The 19,084-nt window shown below is 67.8% G+C and carries 15 protein-coding genes and 3 pseudogenes; 14 read left to right on the plus strand and 4 right to left on the minus strand.

The genetic code is table 11. The features are described from left to right. The first annotated feature begins 47 nt into the window (after positions 1-47). From ACFQE0_RS07660 to ACFQE0_RS07725, 14 genes and pseudogenes are all read left to right on the plus strand, one after another. A complete protein-coding gene (locus tag ACFQE0_RS07660; RefSeq protein WP_378968537.1) occupies positions 48-419 on the plus strand; it encodes a PepSY domain-containing protein in 372 nt (123 codons plus the stop codon). 42 nt (positions 420-461) lie between these two features. Beyond that, positions 462-1,139 (plus strand): response regulator transcription factor, encoded by a 678-nt coding sequence (locus tag ACFQE0_RS07665; RefSeq protein ID WP_378968539.1) that lies wholly within the window; start codon positions 462-464, stop codon positions 1,137-1,139. A gap of 85 nt (positions 1,140-1,224) precedes the next feature. Continuing rightward, positions 1,225-2,643, plus strand: a complete 1,419-nt coding sequence (locus ACFQE0_RS07670; protein WP_378968542.1) for a sensor histidine kinase — start codon at positions 1,225-1,227, stop codon at positions 2,641-2,643. A 145-nt stretch (positions 2,644-2,788) separates the two neighbouring features. Then, positions 2,789-4,258 carry a c-type cytochrome biogenesis protein CcmI gene (ccmI, locus tag ACFQE0_RS07675; protein WP_378968544.1) on the plus strand — a complete coding sequence of 490 codons (1,470 nt, stop codon included), beginning with the start codon at positions 2,789-2,791 and terminating at the stop codon, positions 4,256-4,258. Positions 4,259-4,363: 105 nt separating this feature from the next. Continuing rightward, positions 4,364-4,786, plus strand: a pseudogene (gene ccmE / locus ACFQE0_RS07680) (cytochrome c maturation protein CcmE); the annotation flags it as partial. 96 nt (positions 4,787-4,882) lie between these two features. Then, positions 4,883-6,886, plus strand: a complete 2,004-nt coding sequence (locus ACFQE0_RS07685) for a heme lyase CcmF/NrfE family subunit (protein ID WP_378975359.1) — start codon at positions 4,883-4,885, stop codon at positions 6,884-6,886. Further along, complete coding sequence (locus ACFQE0_RS07690; RefSeq protein ID WP_378968546.1) at positions 6,883-7,344, plus strand: cytochrome c-type biogenesis protein; 462 nt, start codon at positions 6,883-6,885, stop codon at positions 7,342-7,344. The genes ACFQE0_RS07685 and ACFQE0_RS07690 overlap by 4 nt, the downstream gene beginning before the upstream one ends. A gap of 91 nt (positions 7,345-7,435) precedes the next feature. Then, complete coding sequence (locus ACFQE0_RS07695; RefSeq protein WP_378968548.1) at positions 7,436-8,092, plus strand: glutathione S-transferase family protein; 657 nt, start codon at positions 7,436-7,438, stop codon at positions 8,090-8,092. 258 nt (positions 8,093-8,350) lie between these two features. Beyond that, the gene (locus ACFQE0_RS07700; RefSeq protein ID WP_378968551.1) at positions 8,351-8,827 is read left to right on the plus strand and encodes a formate dehydrogenase subunit gamma; all 477 of its coding nucleotides are present in this window, start codon (positions 8,351-8,353) and stop codon (positions 8,825-8,827) included. Beyond that, a pseudogene (locus ACFQE0_RS07705) lies at positions 8,824-10,382 on the plus strand (formate dehydrogenase beta subunit). The gene ACFQE0_RS07700 and the pseudogene ACFQE0_RS07705 overlap by 4 nt, the downstream one beginning before the upstream one ends. A 10-nt stretch (positions 10,383-10,392) precedes the next feature. After that, positions 10,393-13,259, plus strand: a pseudogene (fdhF, locus tag ACFQE0_RS07710) (formate dehydrogenase subunit alpha). Positions 13,260-13,264: 5 nt separating this feature from the next. Next, complete coding sequence (locus tag ACFQE0_RS07715; RefSeq protein WP_378968553.1) at positions 13,265-13,558, plus strand: formate dehydrogenase subunit delta; 294 nt, start codon at positions 13,265-13,267, stop codon at positions 13,556-13,558. A 135-nt stretch (positions 13,559-13,693) separates the two neighbouring features. Beyond that, positions 13,694-15,355: an OFA family MFS transporter gene (locus ACFQE0_RS07720; RefSeq protein WP_378968555.1), complete on the plus strand. Its 1,662-nt coding sequence runs from the start codon at positions 13,694-13,696 to the stop codon at positions 15,353-15,355. 78 nt (positions 15,356-15,433) lie between these two features. Beyond that, the gene (locus tag ACFQE0_RS07725; RefSeq protein WP_378968557.1) at positions 15,434-16,339 is read left to right on the plus strand and encodes a LysR family transcriptional regulator; all 906 of its coding nucleotides are present in this window, start codon (positions 15,434-15,436) and stop codon (positions 16,337-16,339) included. A 46-nt stretch (positions 16,340-16,385) separates the two neighbouring features. Here ACFQE0_RS07725 and rpmG read toward each other — a convergent pair whose 3' ends face one another. The 4 genes from rpmG to ACFQE0_RS07745 form a co-directional block, all read right to left on the minus strand. Then, positions 16,386-16,553: a 50S ribosomal protein L33 gene (gene rpmG, locus ACFQE0_RS07730; protein WP_010684598.1), complete on the minus strand. Its 168-nt coding sequence runs from the start codon at positions 16,551-16,553 to the stop codon at positions 16,386-16,388. 108 nt (positions 16,554-16,661) lie between these two features. Continuing rightward, on the minus strand, positions 16,662-17,801 hold the full coding sequence (locus tag ACFQE0_RS07735) for an MFS transporter (RefSeq protein ID WP_378975361.1): 1,140 nt from the start codon (positions 17,799-17,801) through the stop codon (positions 16,662-16,664). Between the two features lie 71 nt (positions 17,802-17,872). Continuing rightward, positions 17,873-18,625: an NUDIX hydrolase gene (locus tag ACFQE0_RS07740; RefSeq protein ID WP_378968559.1), complete on the minus strand. Its 753-nt coding sequence runs from the start codon at positions 18,623-18,625 to the stop codon at positions 17,873-17,875. Then, positions 18,585-19,046, minus strand: a complete 462-nt coding sequence (locus tag ACFQE0_RS07745; RefSeq protein WP_378968561.1) for a DUF983 domain-containing protein — start codon at positions 19,044-19,046, stop codon at positions 18,585-18,587. Before ACFQE0_RS07745 ends, ACFQE0_RS07740 begins: the two co-directional genes overlap by 41 nt. Positions 19,047-19,084: the final 38 nt, after the last annotated feature.

A 19,084-nucleotide genomic window follows, 5' to 3' on the forward strand; every position in this document is an offset into this window, starting at 1 on the left:
CCCCTATTCAGGGCCTATTCAGTGCCTGGGGAACAAAGCTCGGCCCAATGCGCTACGCCATCGCCCTCTCTGCCATCTGCCTGACCGTCGCGGCCTTCGCCGTGGGCGGGATCGGCTCCATGGCGGAGGACGCCCCGGCGATGCAGACCGCTCAGGCCGCCCTCGCCCCCGCCCCCCGGATCGAGACCTGCCTCTCGCCTGCCGACATGCGCGAGGAAGTCGGCGAACGCCGGGTGATCGAGCCTATCGCCGCGATCCGCGCCGCGCGCACGGTCATCCCCCGCGCCGAGATCCAACGGGCGAGCCTGTGCCGGATCGAGGACGGCCTCGTCTACATGCTGACGGCCTTGCGCCGGGACGGGCACTTCGTGCACGTCATCGTGGATGCGCGAACCGGTAAGGTCGCGGGTCAATACTGACGGCGCGCCGCTCGAAGCGTGCCGACCGGAATGGAGTGAGACGTGCGGCTGCTCGTCGTCGAGGATGACAAGGACATCAACCGGCAGGTCGTCGCCGCGCTGGAAGAGGCGGGCTACGTCGCCGACAAAGCCTATGACGGCGAGGAGGGTGGCTATCTCGGCGAGAGCGAGCCCTACGACGCCATCATCCTAGACATGGGCTTGCCCAAGGCGGACGGCGTCACCGTTCTGCAGAAGTGGCGCCGCGCGGGGGTCAAGACGCCCGTCATCATCCTCACCGCTCGCGACCGCTGGTCCGACAAGGTTGACGGATTCGATGCTGGCGCGGACGATTACGTCACCAAGCCGTTCCACATGGAAGAGCTGATGGCCCGCGTGCGCGCCCTGCTGCGCCGTGCGGCGGGCCATGCCTCCAGCCAGATCACCTGCGGCCCCGTTACCCTCGACACCCGTTCGGGCAAGGTCTTCGTGGACGGCGCTCAGGTGAAGCTGACGAGCCACGAATACCGTCTGCTGTCGTACCTGATGCATCATACTGGCCGGGTCGTTTCCCGCGCCGAACTGACCGAGCACCTCTACGACCAGGATTTCGATCGCGACTCGAACACAATCGAGGTCTTCGTCGGACGCCTGCGCAAGAAGCTCGCGGTCGATCTCATCCAGACGGTCCGCGGCCTCGGCTACCTCGTGGATCCGAACCACCCGGCGGCCAGGGTGTGATGGGCGTAGCCCGGTTGCCGGTGTGGGGTGAGGTGGTTTACGACGCCGCCGCTCCGGTGTGAGCGATCCCGGATCCGGCGCGCCGATGCACCGCCTCTTCGACCTCCTGGCCCTGCGGCGGCGCTCCATCGCTGTCCGCCTCGCCGTCTCGGCCTTCCTCTCGAGCTCGGCGATCCTGCTGATCGCCGCCTGGATTCTCACGACGCTCTATCGCGAGAACACCGAGCGCGCCTTCGACAGCCGCCTCCTCGTCTTCACCAACAACCTCGCTACCGACCTCGTCACGCCGAACGACCCCGAGAGCCGCACCTTCTCACTGGGCGATCCGCGCTTCGACCTGCCCCTGTCCGGCTGGTACTGGCAGGTGGGCAAGCCTGATGCGAAGCCGCGCGACGTCCGAACCTCGCGCTCTCTCGTCGGCGTGCCGCTGCCGCCCGCCACCGACGCGGACGGGAAGGTCGGCGTCGGACAGATCCGTCAGGGCTACGGCAAAGGGCAGGACGGGCGGCTCCTGCGCATCATGGAGCGCGACGTCGATCTCGGCGAGGAGGGCCGCTACACGGTACGCGTCGCCGGGCCTGCGGATGAGATCGTCAACGACGTCGATCGCTTCCGCAACGCCCTCTACATGACCTTCGCGCTGCTCGGAGCGTCACTCGCGATCACGACGCTGCTGCAGATCCGATTCGGCCTCGCACCCCTCAAGAAGATGCGCGCGGCGCTGGGCGCCATCCGCCAGGGCGAGGCCGACCGCATCACCGGGACTTATCCCCGTGACATCGCGCCGCTGACCGGCGAAGTGAATCTGCTGATCGAGACGAACCGGGAAATTCTGGAGCGCGCCCGCACCCAGGTCGGCAACCTCGCCCATGCCCTGAAGACCCCGCTTTCGATCATCGTGAACGAGGTCGGCTCGTCCGACGCACCGGAGGATCTCGCGCAGAAGATCCGCGAGCAGGCGGCGGTGATGCGCGACCAGGTGAACTACCACCTCGACCGGGCGCGGGCGGCGGCGCTGGCGGGGACCCTTGGCACATCGACGGAGATCGAACCGGCGCTGGCAGGCCTCGTGCGCACGTTCGGCAAGATCTACCGCGACAAGGACATCGCCTACGACGTCCACGTGCCGCCGGGCCTGCGCTTCCGAGGCGAGCGGCAGGATTTCGAGGAGATGGTCGGCAACCTCGTCGACAACGCGTCGAAATGGGCGCACGGCCGCGTCTCGATCCGCTCGGAGGTGATCGCCCGGGAGGGCTACCACCATCTCGTCGTGACCATCGAGGATGACGGGCCGGGCCTGCCCCCCGACGCGCGGCAGGCCGTGCTCGGCCGCGGGCGGCGGCTCGACGAGTCGAAGCCGGGCTCGGGGCTCGGCCTCTCGATCGTGGCGGATCTGGCGACCCTGTATCGCGGGCGCTTCAGCCTCGATCAGGCGACGCTCGGCGGGTTGCGGGCGGTGCTCGAAGTGCCGGGGGATGCTCCGGCCGGGGTGGCCGGGCATTGAGCGGGCGCCTCCGTCAGGGCCTTACGGCAAGGGTTGTCAGCGGCGCTCACATGAGTGACACCGTACCGCTCGTCCGAGGCATGACGTCAGGTCGGAGCCGCCACCATATGAAGACCGGATCCATCCGGTTCGTACGCGGGATCTGATGACGGCGATCTGGTTCATCCTGGCGGGCATGACTGCCGCGGCCGTGTTTTGTCTGTTGTGGCCGATGTCGCGCCGCGTCGCGGATCCGCGCAGCGAGGAGCCCGAGGCTCTCGTCGCCACCGAGACCGCATTCTACGAGGATCAGCTCTCCGAGATCGCCCGCGACGTGGAGCGCGGCTTGATGGCGCCCGAGGAGGCCGAGGCCGCCCGCGCCGAGGCCGCCCGCCGCCTGCTCCGGGCGAGCCGAGAGGTCGGGCCGGCCGAGGATACGCCGACGCTCGCCGAGCCGCGCTTGCGCCGCCGCCGCGCGGCCTCCGCCTTCGCCCTGTCGACCATCCCCCTCGTCGCCCTGATCGCCTACGGCCTCTACGGTTCGCCGGAACTGCCTGCGCAGACGGAGGCCGACCGGGTCGCCGCACGGGGCGGCAACGACGAACTGACCAAGGCGGTCGGTCAAATCGAGGCCCGCCTCGCCCGTGACCCGAACGACGCCCGTGGCTGGCAGGTGCTGGCGCCCGTCTACATGCGCACGGGCCGCTTCGATGACGCCGCCCGCGCCTACGGGCAGATCGCCCGGCTGAAGGGCGATTCACCCGAGACCCTGGCTGACTGGGGCGAGGCCCTGACTGCCGCCGGGGACGGCACCGTCTCCCCGCAGGCGAAGGACCTGTTCGAGCGGGCGCTCGCCAAGGACGCCAAGGCAGCCAAGGCACGGTTCTATGTCGCCCGTGCCGCCGAGCAGGCAGGCGATACCGGCGAAGCGATCCGCCAGCTCACCACCCTCGAATCCTTGAGCGCGCCCGATGCCCCCTGGCTCGGAGCCGTCCGGTCGACCCTCGCCCGGCTCAAGGGCGAGCCCGCTCCCCCACCCGCGCAGGGGCAGGCACCCCGGACCATCCCCGCGGAGCAACAGGCCGCCATCCGCGGCATGGTCGATGGGCTCGACGCCCGCCTGAAAGGCGGCGGCGGCACGCCGGACGAGTGGATCCGGCTGATCCGCTCGCGCAGCGTGCTCGGCGAGCGTGACCAAGCCCAGGCCGCCCTGGTGCGGGCGCGCACCGCGCTCGACGGCAACCGTCAGGGTCTTTCTGAAGTCGAAGCAGCGGCGAAGGAGATCGGTCTCGGCCAGCCGCAGGTTGCGGCCCCTCAAGCCGCATCGCCGGAGGCTCGCGCCGACACGGAGGCCGCCATGGCGGCCATGCGCGCCATGCCCCCGGCCGAGCGGGATGCCGCCGTGCGGGGCATGGTCGAAGCCCTGGACCGGCGCCTGGGGGCGAAGGGTGGCAGCCCCGACGAGTGGATGCGGCTCGTGCGGTCCTACAGCGTGCTGGGCGAGCGCGAACAAGCCGAAAGAGCGCTCGACCGGGCTCGCATGGCGCTGGCCGCCAACGGCGAGGCAGTGGCACGGCTGGACGGCCTCGCCCGCGATCTAGGCCTTTCTGGCCCTGATGCCAAAGGTCGCCCCTGAGGGGGCTGACGCCCTCCCGCCCTTGACCGGGCGGCCGTCGCGTCCGACACCCTCTGGTCACAGTTGGAAGTCCGGCACCGACCGGATGTGGGGGAACGATCCGTCGTGACGCGCAAGAAGCGCCGCCTCGTCCTGATCCTGTCCTGCGGCAGCGTGCTCACGCTGGCCGTAGGGCTGATCCTGTTTGCGATGAGCGGCTCCATCGTCTTCTTCAAGTCGCCCTCGGAGATCGAGGCGCAGGCGATACCCGTGGGCACGCGCCTGAGGCTGGGCGGCCTCGTTCAGGACGGCTCGCTAAAGCGCGGGCCGGACCAGACGATCGATTTCGCCGTCACCGACCACGGCGCCACCATCGCCGTGCAGTACAAGGGCCTCCTGCCCGATCTGTTCCGAGAGGGGCAGGGCGTGGTAGCCGAAGGCGTGCTGGAGCCGGGCCACCGGTTCCGCGCCGATACCGTGCTGGCAAAGCACGACGAATCCTACATGCCCCGCGAGGTCGCCGACGCCCTCAAGAAGCAGGGCCGCTGGCAGGAGGGGGCGCCCAGGGCGCTGCCCCCGCCGCAGCCCCTTCGGCGGCCGCGAACGGCGGCACCCTCGGACCGCGCAGCGAACGGTGAGGCGGACGTGATCGTCGAGACCGGACATTTCGCACTCGCCCTGGCGCTCGCATTGTCGCTCGTCCAGACGGCCATGCCGATCTGGGCGGCGCGGTCGAACGACCCAACCCTGCGGCAGGCAACCTTCCAGGCGGCGCTCGGCTCGTTCGCCTGCGTGCTCTTCGCCTTCGCAGCCCTGACCTGGGCGCATGTGACGTCGGACTTCTCGGTCCAGAATGTGGTCGAGAATTCGCACACCCAGAAGCCGCTGATTTACAAGTTCTCCGGCGTGTGGGGGAACCACGAGGGCTCGATGCTCCTGTGGGTGCTCATCCTCACGCTGTTCGGGGCCTGTGTCGCCGCCGCGCGCAATTCCGTGCCGCCGCGCCTGCGGGCCAATACCCTCGGGGTGCAGGGGCTGATCACCTTCGTCTTCGTGCTGTTCATCATCACGACGTCGAACCCCTTCACCCGCGTCGTGCCCGCGCCTCTGGAGGGCCGCGACCTCAACCCGCTGCTGCAGGATCCCGGCCTCGCGATCCATCCGCCGCTGCTCTACCTCGGCTATGTCGGCTTCTCGATCTCCTTCGCCTTCGCGGTCGCGGCCCTGATCGACGGGCGGATCGATGCCGTCTGGGCGCGGGCCGTGCGGCCCTGGACGCTCTCGGCGTGGTGCTTTCTCACCCTCGGCATCGCGATGGGATCCTACTGGGCCTATTACGAGCTGGGCTGGGGTGGCTGGTGGTTCTGGGATCCGGTCGAGAACGCCTCGCTGATGCCGTGGATTGCGGGCACGGCCCTGCTCCACTCCACCGTCGTGATGGAGAAGCGCGACGCTCTGAAGGTGTGGACGGTGCTGCTCGCCATCCTGACCTTCTCGCTCTCCCTCGTGGGCACCTTCATCGTCCGTTCGGGCGTCCTGACCTCGGTGCATTCCTTTGCCACCGATCCGACGCGCGGCGTGTTCATCCTCGCCATCCTCGTGCTGTTCATCGGCGGCTCGCTCACGCTGTTCGCGTGGCGGGCGCCGCTGCTGCGCCAGGGTGGGCTGTTCGCACCGATCTCGCGGGAGGGATCGCTCGTCCTCAACAACCTGTTCCTCGTCGCCGCCTGCGCGACGGTGTTCGTCGGGACGCTCTATCCGCTGCTTTTGGAGATGCTGACCGGCGACAAGATCACGGTCGGTCCGCCCTTCTTCAACGCGACCTTCATTCCCCTGGCGATCCCGCTGCTGCTGATCGTCCCGTTCGGGCAGGCGCTCGCCTGGAAGCGCGGGGACATGCTGGCGGCGTCGCAGCGCCTGTTCTTCGCCCTCGCCCTGGCTCTGGCGGTGGGGCTCGGCGTGCTCGCCATGAGCATCGGCGGTCCGATCATGGCGCCGGTCGGCATCGGCCTCGGGGCTTACCTGATCATCGGCTCCGCGCTGGAGATCATCGGCCGCGCCCGCGGCTACGGCGCCCGGCGGACGCGGGCTCCTTCCGAGATCGCCCGCCGGGCCATCGGCTTGCCGCGCTCGGCCTGGGGCACCGCGCTCGCTCATGCGGGCGTCGGTGTGGTGGTGATCGGCATCGCCGCCCAGGGCTGGGCGAGCGAGGGGCTGGCGAGCATCAACCCCGGCGGGACCCTCGCGGTCGGCCCCTATGAGGCGACCCTCGATCAGGTCGCCCCGCGCAAGGGCCCGAACTACGAGGAGGCGGGTGCCTTCCTCACCATCCGCGACAAGGCCGGAGAAGAGATCGGCAAGGTCGAGACCGGCCGCCGATTTTATCCGAGCCGCCAGATGACGGTGACCGAATCCGGGCTGCTCACGGTTGGTGCGAGCCAGGTCTATGCCAGCCTCGGCGAGGTCGGGAAGGATGGCTCCATCGGCCTGCGTCTCTACTACAAGCCCCTGGTGCTGCTGATCTGGATCGGCGCTGTGGTGATGGCGTTGGGCGGCGGCTTGTCTCTCACGGACCGTCGGATGCGGGTCGGCGCCCCGGCTAAGGCGAAGGGCCGCGCGCTTCCCGCAAGCGTGGTGCCTGCGGAATGAGCGCGAAGACCCGTTACGCGCTCATCGCCGCGCTTCTGCTCGCGCCTCTTCCGGCGGTGGCCGTCCAGCCGAGCGAAGTGATGAAGGACCCCGCCCTGGAGCATCGGGCGCGGGACATCTCCGAGGGGTTGCGCTGCCTCGTTTGTCAGAACCAGTCCATCGACGACTCGGACGCTCCCCTCGCCAAGGATCTGCGCCTGCTGGTGCGCGACCGTCTCGCGAAGGGCGACAGCGACGCGCAGGTGCGTGACTACGTAGTGGCTCGCTATGGCGAGTTCGTTCTGTTGCGTCCGGTGTTTGCGCTGCACACGCTCATCCTGTGGCTGACCCCCGCCCTGGCGGTGCTCCTCGGCCTGTTCGGGCTGTGGCGCCTTTCACGGCGTCGCACCACGAGTTCGGCACGCTCTCTATCCCCGGCGGAGGAGGCGGAGGTCGCGGCGCTTCTGAGACGGGAGTAGGCTCTCCCGCATCGGCCTGATTCGCCTATCCGGACCGTTCGGCACGAGTCTTGGATCTGCCTCGCGAATCGACGCGATGTCGGAGGGGACGATGAACGCCGCGACGCTGACCATCTCCAGCCGCAACTATTCCTCATGGTCCCTGCGGGGCTGGTTGATCTGCCGGATGGCGGGGCTCGACTTCTCCACCGAGGTTTTGTCCGGCGACGACTCGACCAGCCGCGCCGAGTTGCTGCACCTTTCACCGTCCTTCCTGGTCCCCCGCCTGCGCCACGGCGACATCGTCGTGTGGGATACCCTCGCCATCACCGCCTACCTGAACGAAACCTTCCCGGAGGCGCAGTTGCTGCCTCAGGGGCGGTCCGAGCGGGCGCATTGCCATTCGATCTCAGGCGAGATGCATTCGGGCTTCGTGAACCTGCGCTCGGCCCTGCCGATGAACCTGAAGGCGTTCCATCCCGGCTTCCGGCTGTTCAACGGCGCCAAGGCCGATATCGAGCGAATCGTCACCATCTTCGACGATTGCCTGGACCGCTATGAGGGCCCGTTCCTGTTCGGGCAGACGCCCTGTCTTGCGGACGCGATGTTCGCCCCCGTCTGTACCCGCTTCCGCACCTACGACGTAAAGCTGCCGCCGGGCGCCACCGCCTATCGCGACACCATCCTGCACTGGCCGCTGATGGTGGAATGGGCCGAGGCCGCCGCGAACGAGCCTGAGGAGATCGAAGAACTCGACATGGAGTTCTGACAGGCGGCATTTTTTTGCATGTCTTCTGGGGGCCTCGACAGCCGATCGCAGTGATGCGGAACGGCCTGGAAAGACCTGAAGGCAGAGGGAAAGGTTTCGTTAAGGGCGGCTTCGCTCAGCGCATCGCACAATCCCGTCGCCCGCGAGGTAACAGTTCGACAGACGTCCTTTGTCGCTCCACCGGACAGCGCGATTGAAGCCAACCTGCAATTCTGTTCCACTTGGACTTAGAAAAGGAACAGACTGGGCAGGAAACCTATGCCGCGTCACGAGCCCTGGAGCGCCGACCGCGCGTCGGGCATCATCGCCGAGCACAGCCATCTGGAAGGCGCTACGCTGCCGATCCTGCACGCCTTGCAGGAGACCTTTGGCTACGTGGATTCCGGCGCGATCCCGCTGATCGCCGATGCGCTGAACATGTCGAATGCCGAGGTGTTCGGCTGCGTCAGCTTCTATCACGACTTCCGTAAGGAGCCTGCCCACGGGCGGCACGAGGTGAAGCTGTGCCGCGCCGAAGCCTGTCAGGCGATGGGGTCGGACGCTCTGCACCGGGAAATCCTCGGCCGTCTCGGCTGTGACTGGCACGGCACGGCCAGGGATGGATCGGCCCATGTCGAGCCGGTCTATTGCCTTGGGCTCTGCGCCAACGGCCCGGCCGCCCTGGTCGATGGCGAGCCCGTCGCGCATCTCACCGCCGACGCTCTGGAAGCCGCCCTGACGGAGGTACGCCAGTGAGCGTCACCCTTTATATCCCCCGCGATGCCGTGGCCCTCGGCCTCGGCGCCAACAAGGTTGCCCGCGCGCTGTTCGCAGGCGCCGAGCGGCGCGGCCTGGATGTCACCATCGTCCGCACCGGCTCTCGTGGCCTGTTCTGGCTGGAGCCGATGGTCGAGGTCGCGACCCCCGAGGGCCGCATCGCCTACGGGCCCGTGACCCAGAAGGACGTGGACAGTCTGCTCGACGGCGGCCTGCCCACGGGTGGCGAGCATCCCCTGCGCCTCGGCAAGCCGGAAGAGCTTCCCTTCCTCGCCAAGCAGCAGCGCCTGACCTTCCACCGCTGCGGCGTGATCAATCCCGTCTCGGTGGACGATTACCGGGCCCATGGTGGCTATCGCGGCCTCGAGAACGCGCTGAAACTCGATGCCGAGGGCATCGTTACGGCAGTGCGTGAATCCGGCCTGCGCGGGCGCGGCGGCGCCGGCTTCCCGGCGGGCATCAAGTGGAACACGGTGATGCTCGCCAAGAGCGAGCAGAAATACGTCGTCTGCAACGCCGATGAGGGCGATTCCGGGACGTTCGCCGACCGGATGATGATGGAGGGCGATCCCTTCAACCTCATCGAGGGCATGACCATCGCGGCCGTCGCGACGGGGGCCACGCGCGGCTACATCTACCTGCGCTCCGAATACCCGCAGGCCTTCGAGACCCTGAAGGAGGCCATTGCCAACGGCGTGAAGGCGGGGGTGCTGGGTGAGAACATCCTCGGCTCGGGCAAGACCTTCCACCTGGAAGTTCGCCTCGGCGCCGGCGCCTATATCTGCGGCGAGGAGACCTCTCTGCTGGAGAGCCTGGAGGGCAAGCGCGGCATCGTGCGGGCGAAGCCCCCGATCCCGGCGCTCAAGGGCTTCCTCGGCAAGCCGACGCTGGTCAACAACGTCATGACCTTCACGGCCGTGCCGTGGATCCTCGAGAACGGCGCCAAGGCCTATGCCGATTACGGCATGGGGCGGTCGCTGGGCACCTTGCCGATCCAGCTCGCAGGCAACATCAAGCATGGCGGCCTGATCGGCTCGCCTTCGGCATCACGCTGCGCGAGGTGATCGAGGATTACGGCGGCGGCACCCGCTCGGGCCGTCCGGTCCGCGCGGTGCAGGTCGGCGGTCCGCTGGGGGCCTACTTCCCCGATCACCTGCTGGACACGCCCCTCGATTACGAGGCGATGGCCGCCAAGAAGGGCCTCGTCGGCCACGGCGGCATCGTGGTGTTCGACGACACCGTCGATATGGCGGCCCAGGCCCGCTTCGCCTTCGAGTTCTGCGCCACCGAATCCTGCGGCAAGTGCACCCCCTGCCGCATCGGCGCGACGCGCGGCGTCGAGACGATGGACAAGGTGATTGCGGGCATCCGCCCCGAGGCGAACCTCAAGCTCGTCGAGGATCTCTGCGAGGTCATGACCGACGGCTCGCTCTGCGCCATGGGTGGCCTGACGCCGATGCCCGTGATGAGCGCCATCACCCACTTCCCCGAGGATTTTCACCGCGCGGGCTCCCTGCCTGCGGCGGCTGAGTGAGGAGGCTTCCATGGCCCTCATCAAGGAAATCGACTACGGCACGCCCATCCGGGTCGCCGAGCAGACCGTTACACTGACGATCGACGGCATGGAGGTCACGGTTCCGGCCGGAACCTCCGTCATGGCGGCTTCGACCATGGCCGGGACGCAGATCCCCAAGCTCTGCGCCACCGACAGCCTGGAGCCGTTCGGCTCCTGCCGCCTCTGCCTCGTTGAGATCGAGGGCCGTCGCGGTACGCCGGCCTCCTGCACCACGCCGGCCGAGAACGGCATGGTCGTGCACACGCAGACCGACAAGCTCGCCAAGCTCCGCAAGGGCGTGATGGAGCTTTACATCTCCGATCACCCGCTGACCTGCCTCACCTGCGCCGCCAACGGCGATTGTGAGCTGCAGGACATGGCCGGTGTCGTCGGCCTGCGCGACGTGCGCTACGGCTACGAGGGCGACAACCACGTCATGCCCACGGCGGAAAAGTACCTCCCGAAGGACGAGTCCAACCCGTACTTCACCTACGACCCGTCGAAGTGCATCGTCTGTAATCGCTGCGTGCGCGCTTGCGAGGAGGTACAGGGCACCTTCGCACTGACCATCGCCGGTCGCGGCTTCGATAGCCGCGTCGCCGCCGGGCCGACGAACTTCATGGAATCCGAGTGCGTGTCCTGCGGCGCCTGCGTGCAGGCCTGCCCGACCGCAACTCTCCAGGAGAAGACGATTCACGAGTTCGGCCAGCCCGAGCATGCGGAGGTCACCACCTGCGCCTATTGCGGCGTCGGCTGCTCGTTCAAGGCGGAGATGCAGGGCACCCGGGTGGTGCGCATGGTCCCCTACAAGGGCGGCAAGGCCAATGAGGGCCATAGCTGCGTGAAGGGCCGCTTCGCCTACGGCTACGCCACCCATAAGGACCGCATCACCAAGCCGATGATCCGCGAGAAGATCACGGATCCGTGGCGTGAGGTGTCTTGGGAGGAGGCGATCGATCGCGCCGCTTCCGAGTTCAAGCGCATCCAGGCCAAGTACGGCAAAGACTCCGTCGGCGGCATCACCTCGTCCCGCTGCACGAACGAGGAAGCCTACCTCGTCCAGAAGCTGGTTCGCGCCGCCTTCGGCAACAACAACGTCGATACCTGCGCCCGCGTCTGCCACTCGCCGACCGGTTACGGCCTGATGTCGACGCTCGGCACCTCGGCCGGCACGCAGGACTTCAAGTCCGTCGAGAATTCCGACGTGATCCTCGTCATCGGCGCCAACCCGACCGACGGTCACCCGGTCTTCGGCTCGCGGATGAAGAAGCGCCTGCGCCAGGGCGCGAAGCTCATCGTCGCCGACCCGCGCAAGATCGACCTCGTGAAGTCGCCGCACATCAAGGCGGACTTCCACCTGCCGCTGAAGCCGGGCTCGAATGTCGCCTTCATCAACTCGATGGCTCACGTCATCGTCACGGAAGGCCTGATCGACGAGGCTTATGTTCGCGAGCGGTGCGACCTGCCGGAATTCGAGTCCTGGGCGCGCTTCGTCGCCGAGGAGCGGCATTCGCCGGAGAACCAGCAGCAATTCACCGGCCTCGACCCCGAGGCGGTGCGCGGTGCGGCTCGCCTCTACGCCAAGGGCGGCCCGGCGGCGATCTATTACGGCCTCGGCGTCACCGAACACAGCCAGGGCTCGACCATGGTGATGGGCATGGCCAACATCGCCATGGCCACCGGCAACATCGGTAAGCTCGGCGCGGGCGTGAACCCGCTCCGCGGCCAGAACAACGTGCAGGGCTCCTGCGACATGGGCTCGTTCCCGCACGAGCTCACCGGCTACCGCCACGTCTCGGACGATGCCACCCGCGAGAGCTTCGAGGCCCTGTGGGGCGCCAAGCTCGACAACGCGCCGGGCCTGCGCATCACCAACATGCTGGACGAGGCCGTCGATGGCTCGTTCAAGGGCATGTACATCCAGGGCGAGGACATCGCGCAGTCGGACCCCGACACGCACCATGTCACCGCCGGCCTGATGGCGATGGAATGCATCGTCATTCAGGACATCTTCCTGAACGAGACGGCGAAATACGCCCACGTCTTCCTGCCGGGCGCTTCGTTCCTGGAGAAGGACGGCACCTTCACCAATGCCGAGCGGCGCATCAGCCGCGTGCGCAAGGTGATGCCGCCGCTGGGTGGCTACGGCGACTGGGAGGGCACCATCCTCCTCGCCAAGGCTCTCGGCTACGAGATGAACTACAGCCATCCCTCCGAGATCATGGCTGAGATCGCGAGTCTGACGCCGAGCTTCACCGGCGTGTCCTATGCCAAGCTCGACGAGCCGGCTCGATCCAGTGGCCGTGCAACGAGAAGGCGCCGCTCGGCACCCCGATGATGCACGTCGACCGGTTCGTCCGCGGCAAGGGCCGGTTCATGATCACCGAGTTCGTGCCGACCGAGGAGCGGACGGGGGCGAAGTTCCCGCTTATCCTCACCACGGGCCGCATCCTGTCCCAGTACAATGTCGGCGCGCAAACCCGGCGCACCGAGAACTCCCGCTGGCACGAGGAGGACGTTCTGGAGATCCACCCCTTCGACGCCGAACTGCGCGGCATCGTGGATGGTGACCTCGTCTCCCTGGAAAGCCGCTCCGGCGACATCGCCCTGAAGGCGAAGGTCTCCGAGCGGATGCAGCCTGGGGTAGTCTATACGACCTTCCACCACGCCAAGACCGGCGCCAATGTCATCACCACCGATTACTCGGATTGGGCGACCAACTGCCCCGAATACAAGGTGACAGCGGTGCAGGTGCGGCGGACCAACCGGCCCTCGGACTGGCAGGCGAAGTTCTACGAGGAGGACTTCTCCCTGACGCGGATCGCTCAGGGCGCGGCCAAGGAAGCGGCGGAGTAAGCGCGATGGCGGCTGCGACCCAGGAGGACAAGCTCCTCCGCATGGCGAACCAGATCGCCTCCTTCTTCCGGTCCTATCCGGATGAGGAGGCGGTGGCCGGCGTCCACAAGCACATCCAGGCGTTCTGGACGCCGAAGATGGTGCACAAGCTGGAGGCCGCTCTGCCGGCCTTCGGCGACAAGGCGGATATCCTCGTCCGCAAGGCCATGCATATCGACGAGCCGTCGGCCGAAAGCCCAGTCCGTCCCGCCACGCGAGATCCGCAGAAGCTCGGTGAAGGGGCGAGCGACGCCGGTTGAGTGGTCGCGAAGAATTTCGGTGCTTTGTCTGGGATTAACCCGGCAACGTTCTTCGTGCGGTAGCCTTGCGCGCCCTGGAAGGCTAAACGAATTCCATGCCCGGCCCAACAAGAGGCCGGGTGTGGAGGATTTCGAATGACAACAGGTCTTGCGGGCGCGGTCGCGCCCGATGTTTCACATGGCTTCCTGTCACGTGAACGGATCGTTGCAAGGCCCGGCTTCAATCGCTGGCTCGTTCCTCCTGCCGCTCTCGCTATTCATCTGTGCATCGGCATGGCCTATGGCCTGTCGGTCTTCTGGCTGCCGCTGAGCCGCGCGCTCTCGGTTGGTCAGCCGACCCCGGCTGCCTGCCCGGACATGGGCGTGATGACGGCCCTGTTCACGACGACCTGCGATTGGCGGGTCAGCGATCTCGTCACGATCTTTTCCATCGGTATCGTCGTGCTCGGCCTTTCGGCGGCCCTGTTCGGCGGCTGGTTGGAAAAGGCGGGTCCGCGCAAGGCCGGGCTCGCCGCCGCCCTGTGCTGGGCAGGCGGGTTCCTTATCGGCGCCTTCGGGGTCTACATCCACCAGCTCTGGCTGCTCTGGCTCGGCATGGGCCTGATCGGCGGCATCGGCCTCGGGCTCGGCTACATCTCCCCGGTCTCGACGCTGATCAAATGGTTTCCCGACCGGCGCGGCATGGCGACCGGCATGGCGATCATGGGGTTCGGCGGCGGCGCGATGATCGGCTCGCCCCTCGCCGACCTGCTCATCAAGAGCTTCCGGACGCCGGATTCGGCCGGTGTCTGGCAGACGCTGGCCGTGATGGGCGTGGGCTATCTGCTGTTCATGATGGCGGGCGCCTTCGGCTATCGCGTGCCTCCGGCCGGGTGGAAACCCGAGGGGTGGACGCCGCCCGCCGCCACCTCCAACAAGATGATCGCCGCCGGTCACGTCCACCTGCGGGACGCGCACAAGACCGTCCAGTTCTGGATGATCTGGCTGGTGCTCTGCCTCAACGTGTCGGCGGGTATCGGCGTGCTGGCGCTGGCTTCGCCGATGCTTCAGGAGATCTTCGGCGGCGCCCTCATCGGCCAGCCGGGTACGGCGCTCTCCGCCCTCGATGGCGGGCAGAAGGCTCAGGTCGCGGCCATCGCGGCGGGCTTCGTCGGGCTTCTGTCGCTGTTCAACATCCTCGGGCGGTTCTTCTGGGCCTCCCTGTCCGACCGGATCGGTCGTAAGGTGACCTACGCGACCTTCTTCCTGCTCGGTGCCCTGCTCTATGCCGCTGCCCCCAGCGCGGCCAATGCAGGGGCGCAGGCGCTGTTCGTGGCGATCTTCTGCGTCATCCTCTCGATGTATGGCGGAGGCTTCGCGACCATCCCGGCCTATCTCGCCGACATCTTCGGCACGCAGTTCGTGGGCGCCATCCACGGGCGGCTGCTCACCGCATGGTCCACGGCCGGGATCGTCGGGCCGTTCGTCGTGACGAAGATTCGGGAGATCCAGGCCGCCTCGGGCGTACAGGGGGCGGATCTCTACGGCCGGACGATGTACATCCTCGCAGGCTTCCTCGTGGCGGGCTTCGTCTGCAATCTCGCGGTGCGCCCGTTGGCCAAGCGTTGGTTCATGGCCGATGCCGATGTCGCGGCGCTGGGGGCCGTCCCCGGCACCCGTCAGGTGGCTTCCGGCTCCTTCGGCATCGGCCGGGGCGGGTTTAGCCTCGGGGCGTTGCTCGCTTGGGCGGTCGTCGGCATCCCGATCCTGTGGGGCATCGGCATTACCCTGTCGAAGGCACTCATCCTGTTTCGTTGACGGGGATCGGCGCCTGGATTGTGCGAAGGCGGCCGGGCGCTTAACTCAGCTTGATCCGATGGGCCGGGAAAGACCTAGGTGATCGACAAGCTCGACTTCCTGCTCGCGCTGGCCCGCGAGCAGCATTTCGGCCATGCGGCCGAGACCTGCGGTGTCACGCAGCAGACCCTCTCGGCCGGAGTGAAGCAGCTTGAGAATCGCTTCGGCGTGCAGCTCGTGCTGCGCGGCTCGCGCTTTCAGGGCTTCACGCCGGAGGGAGAGCGGGTCCTCGCCTGGGCGCGGCGCATCGTGGCCGATGCCCGGGCCATGCACGAGGAGGTCACCGGCCTGCGCCGGGGTCTCACGGGGCATCTGCGGATCGCGGCCATCCCCACGGCACTGCCGATGGTGGCGCGGCTGACCACGCCCTATCGCGAGCGCCATCCGGATGTTCGCCTGACGATCGAGTCGGCTACCTCGACCGACATCTTTTCCCTGATCGAGAACCTGGAGGCCGATGCGGGTCTCACCTACCTCGACAACGAACCCCTGGGGCGCGTGGTCTCGGTGCCGCTGTATCAGGAGCGCTACCGCTTCGTGACGGCGGCGGGCGGCCCCTATGACGGCCGCAAATCGGTGACCTGGGCCGAAACGGGTCAGGTGCCCCTGTGCCTGCTGACACCCAATATGCAGAATCGGCGGATCATCGATCAGCAGATCCGCGCGGCGGGGGGCGAGCCTGCCGCCACCCTCGAATCGAACTCAATGATCGTTCTGATGAGCCATGTGCGCACATTGCGCTGGGCGTCGATCATGCCCGCCGTGCTGGTCAATGCGCTCGGCGCGATCGAGGGTCTCCAGGCGATCCCGATCACCGCCCCCGATGTCGTTCACACAATCGGCCTCGTGGCACCCCGGCGGGAACCCTCGACGCCCATGGTCACGGCCCTCGTTTCGGTCGCCCGGCACTTGGCGCAGGCGATGGAAGCCGAGACCAGCGCATGAAAAAGGCCGCCCGGAGGCGGCCTGACGTTCGGCGCGGGTGAAGCGCTTACTTGATCTTGCTTTCCTTGAACTCGACGTGCTTGCGCGCGACGGGGTCGTACTTGCGCATGGAGAGCTTCTCGGTCTGCGTCCGCGAGTTCTTCTTCGTGACGTAGAAGTAGCCCGTGTCGGCGGTGGAGACGAGCTTGATCTTGACGGTGACGGCCTTGGCCATGGCGGTTGCTCCTGAGCGGGTGGCATTCCGCCGCTTGAGCGAAACGCAAAAGGGCCGGGAAGGCCCGGCCGAATTCGGCCGGTTGCATGCCCGATCGAGGCGGTCAGGTCAAGGGGATCGCCGCGTCCGGGCCCGTGCCAGGATGGCCGCCAGGGGCAGAGCATAGGCCAGGAACAGGACGAGCAGGGCGTAGGCGAAGCCGTCCGGGGGCATCAGGTCGAGCCCGCCCCCGATGACCGGCGGCCCGAGAATCAGGCCTACATTGTAAAGCACCACGAAGGTTGCGTTGGCGCCCGCGAGATCGGCGGAAGAGGTCCGCGCGCCCAAGGCCGCGAGGCCGACCGTGTAGAGGGTGCCCGCGAGCCCGCCCCAGAGGAACAGCAGGATGCCAAGCGACATCGCCGAGCCGGAGGCGGCTGGAATCAGTGCCGAGCCCAGAGCGCAGCCGAGGCAGGTGCCCAGCAGCACGAGCCCCCGGTCCACCCGGTCGGCAAGCCAGCCGAAGGGAATCTGGAACAGCACGTTGCCGAGCGCGATCAGGCTCACGAGCCCGGCCGCGCCCTGCGCGTCATAGCCGATCCGCAAGCCGTAGAGCGGCAGGATCGCGAAGATGCCCGTCTCCACGGCGCCGTAGAGCAGGGCGGCGAACAGGGCGGCGGGGGCGAGGCGAATGTAGCCGAACACGCCCCGGCCGGCCCCGCTCTGGACGGAGGGCGACAGGCCACGGGCGAGGAGCACGGGCAGCAACCCGGCCAGAACGAGAAGCGCGCCGGTCAGGTAGGGCCACAGGCCGTTCGTGCCGACGAGGGCGAGAAGCACCGGGCCGACCGCGAAGCCCAGCGCCAGGACGGTGGTGTAGATCCCAAGCACGAGGCCCCGCCGCTCCGGGGGCGCTGCCGCGTTGATCCAGTATTCCGACAAGACGAACAGCGCCCCCAAGCCCGCCGAGAACACGAAGCGGAGTGGGAACCAGGGCAGGATGCCCGGTAGAAGCGGGAAGGCGACGAGGCTCGCCGCCGAGACGATCAGCGAGAGGGTCAGCAGGGGTACGACGCCGAAGCGCGCCGCGATGCGCGGCACGAAGGGCACGAGGCAGATGCTGCTGATGCCTGCCATCGCGGTGTTGAGGCCGATGAGCGTGCTCGACGCGCCCCTCCGCTCCATCTCTATGGACAGCAGCGGGATCGACAGGCTCAGGCCGATCCCGACGACCGCGACACAGGCGATGGCCGCCGCGATGGCGGCGATGCGTTCCCGGTCGCTCGGCTCCCAACCCCGTTCTCCGGCCGCCGCAATGGAGCCGGATCCATGCGTTTGTGTCACAAAAACTCCCGCTCGCGGCGGCCGTAGCGTTCGAAGTGGAAGGGGATCTGCCGGTACGGCGCGAAGTCGACGGCGATCTGCGCCTCGAGCTCGTCGAGGATGGCACGGGTGATGTAGGGCAGATCGAGCTTGCGCGCCGCATCAAGGCGCACCCAGGCGAGTTCGGTGAGTTCGCTGTCCTCGCTTACCCGGCCCGGCTCCTCGGCGGCGACGCAGGTGCGGTCGATGGCGAAAAAGCGCGTGTCGAACCGGCGGACGCGCTTCGGCGGCGTGATCGCGCGGGCGACGACGTGCAAGGCTTCGAGATCTGGTAGGACGCCGTGGCGGTGGAAGGCCTCCCAGCCATCGGGCACCTCCTCGGGCGGGCCATACTCGGTGGTTCCGAGCATCAGTCCCGTCTCCTCGTAGGTTTCGCGGATCGCAGCGAGCGCCAGGGCGCGTCCGAGATGGTGCGGCGGCCGGGTGATGCGCCGGGAGAGCATCGTCTCGGCATGGTCGGACAGGGCGCCCACCACCGGCATGGAGCGATCACCGAGTTCGATTCGCCCGCCGGGGAACACGAACTTGCCCGGCATGAAGGCGAGCCGGGCGTTGCGCCTCCCCATCAGGATCTTCGGACCACCCCGGCCGCGACGGTCGAGCACGATCATCGTCGCTGCGTCGCGGGGGCGGAGGCTCGCGGCCGGACGCGCTGCCTCGGGTGCGGCCTTAGGGGCGGCCTGCGGCGCCGCCGGGTCCGGCTGGGGCAAGGCGTGTCTCCTCCGGCCCCGGAGCGGGGCGGCCCCGCGGTAGCGCGGAGAAGCCGTGCATGCCAAGGGCGTATTGCAGGCCGACGACGGCCCCCTTCACGGGCTGGAGCAGGCCGAGCGCCAGAACCAGGGTGAAGACGGGCCAGATACCGAGTTCGACCCAGAGCGGCACGTCGTAAGCGCTCTCCGTCTCCAGGATGAGGTAGCCTACGATGTGGGCTACCACGAAGATCACCACATAGGGCGGCAGATCGTCGGCGCGGTGGTGCGACAGTTCGAGTCCGCAGGACACGCATTCGGGCCGGACCTTCAGGAAGCGGCCGAACAGCTTTCCTTCTCCGCAATGCGGGCAGCGGCCGATGAAGCCGCGCGCCATCGAGCGAATCAGGCCCGTGCGGACCGGGGCGGGAGTCTCGGTCATCGGCATGCAGCCTTCATTCCTTCTGCCGTTCGCGCACC

This window comes from Methylobacterium komagatae, from assembly GCF_042661665.1.
GTDB classification, from domain to species: domain Bacteria; phylum Pseudomonadota; class Alphaproteobacteria; order Rhizobiales; family Beijerinckiaceae; genus Methylobacterium; species Methylobacterium komagatae.

What these genes read in the sequence shown, in the direction of transcription:
- ACFQE0_RS07660 (WP_378968537.1), top strand. Translation starts at nt 48, where the DNA reads ATGCGCTACGCCATCGCCCTCTCTGCCATCTGCCTGACCGTCGCGGCC.
- ACFQE0_RS07670 (WP_378968542.1), top strand. Translation starts at nt 1,225, where the DNA reads ATGCACCGCCTCTTCGACCTCCTGGCCCTGCGGCGGCGCTCCATCGCT.
- ccmI (WP_378968544.1), top strand. Translation starts at nt 2,789, where the DNA reads ATGACGGCGATCTGGTTCATCCTGGCGGGCATGACTGCCGCGGCCGTG.
- ACFQE0_RS07690 (WP_378968546.1), top strand. Translation starts at nt 6,883, where the DNA reads ATGAGCGCGAAGACCCGTTACGCGCTCATCGCCGCGCTTCTGCTCGCG.
- ACFQE0_RS07695 (WP_378968548.1), top strand. Translation starts at nt 7,436, where the DNA reads ATGAACGCCGCGACGCTGACCATCTCCAGCCGCAACTATTCCTCATGG.
- ACFQE0_RS07700 (WP_378968551.1), top strand. Translation starts at nt 8,351, where the DNA reads ATGCCGCGTCACGAGCCCTGGAGCGCCGACCGCGCGTCGGGCATCATC.
- ACFQE0_RS07715 (WP_378968553.1), top strand. Translation starts at nt 13,265, where the DNA reads ATGGCGGCTGCGACCCAGGAGGACAAGCTCCTCCGCATGGCGAACCAG.
- ACFQE0_RS07720 (WP_378968555.1), top strand. Translation starts at nt 13,694, where the DNA reads ATGACAACAGGTCTTGCGGGCGCGGTCGCGCCCGATGTTTCACATGGC.
- rpmG (WP_010684598.1), bottom strand. Translation starts at nt 16,553, where the DNA reads ATGGCCAAGGCCGTCACCGTCAAGATCAAGCTCGTCTCCACCGCCGAC.
- ACFQE0_RS07745 (WP_378968561.1), bottom strand. Translation starts at nt 19,046, where the DNA reads ATGACCGAGACTCCCGCCCCGGTCCGCACGGGCCTGATTCGCTCGATG.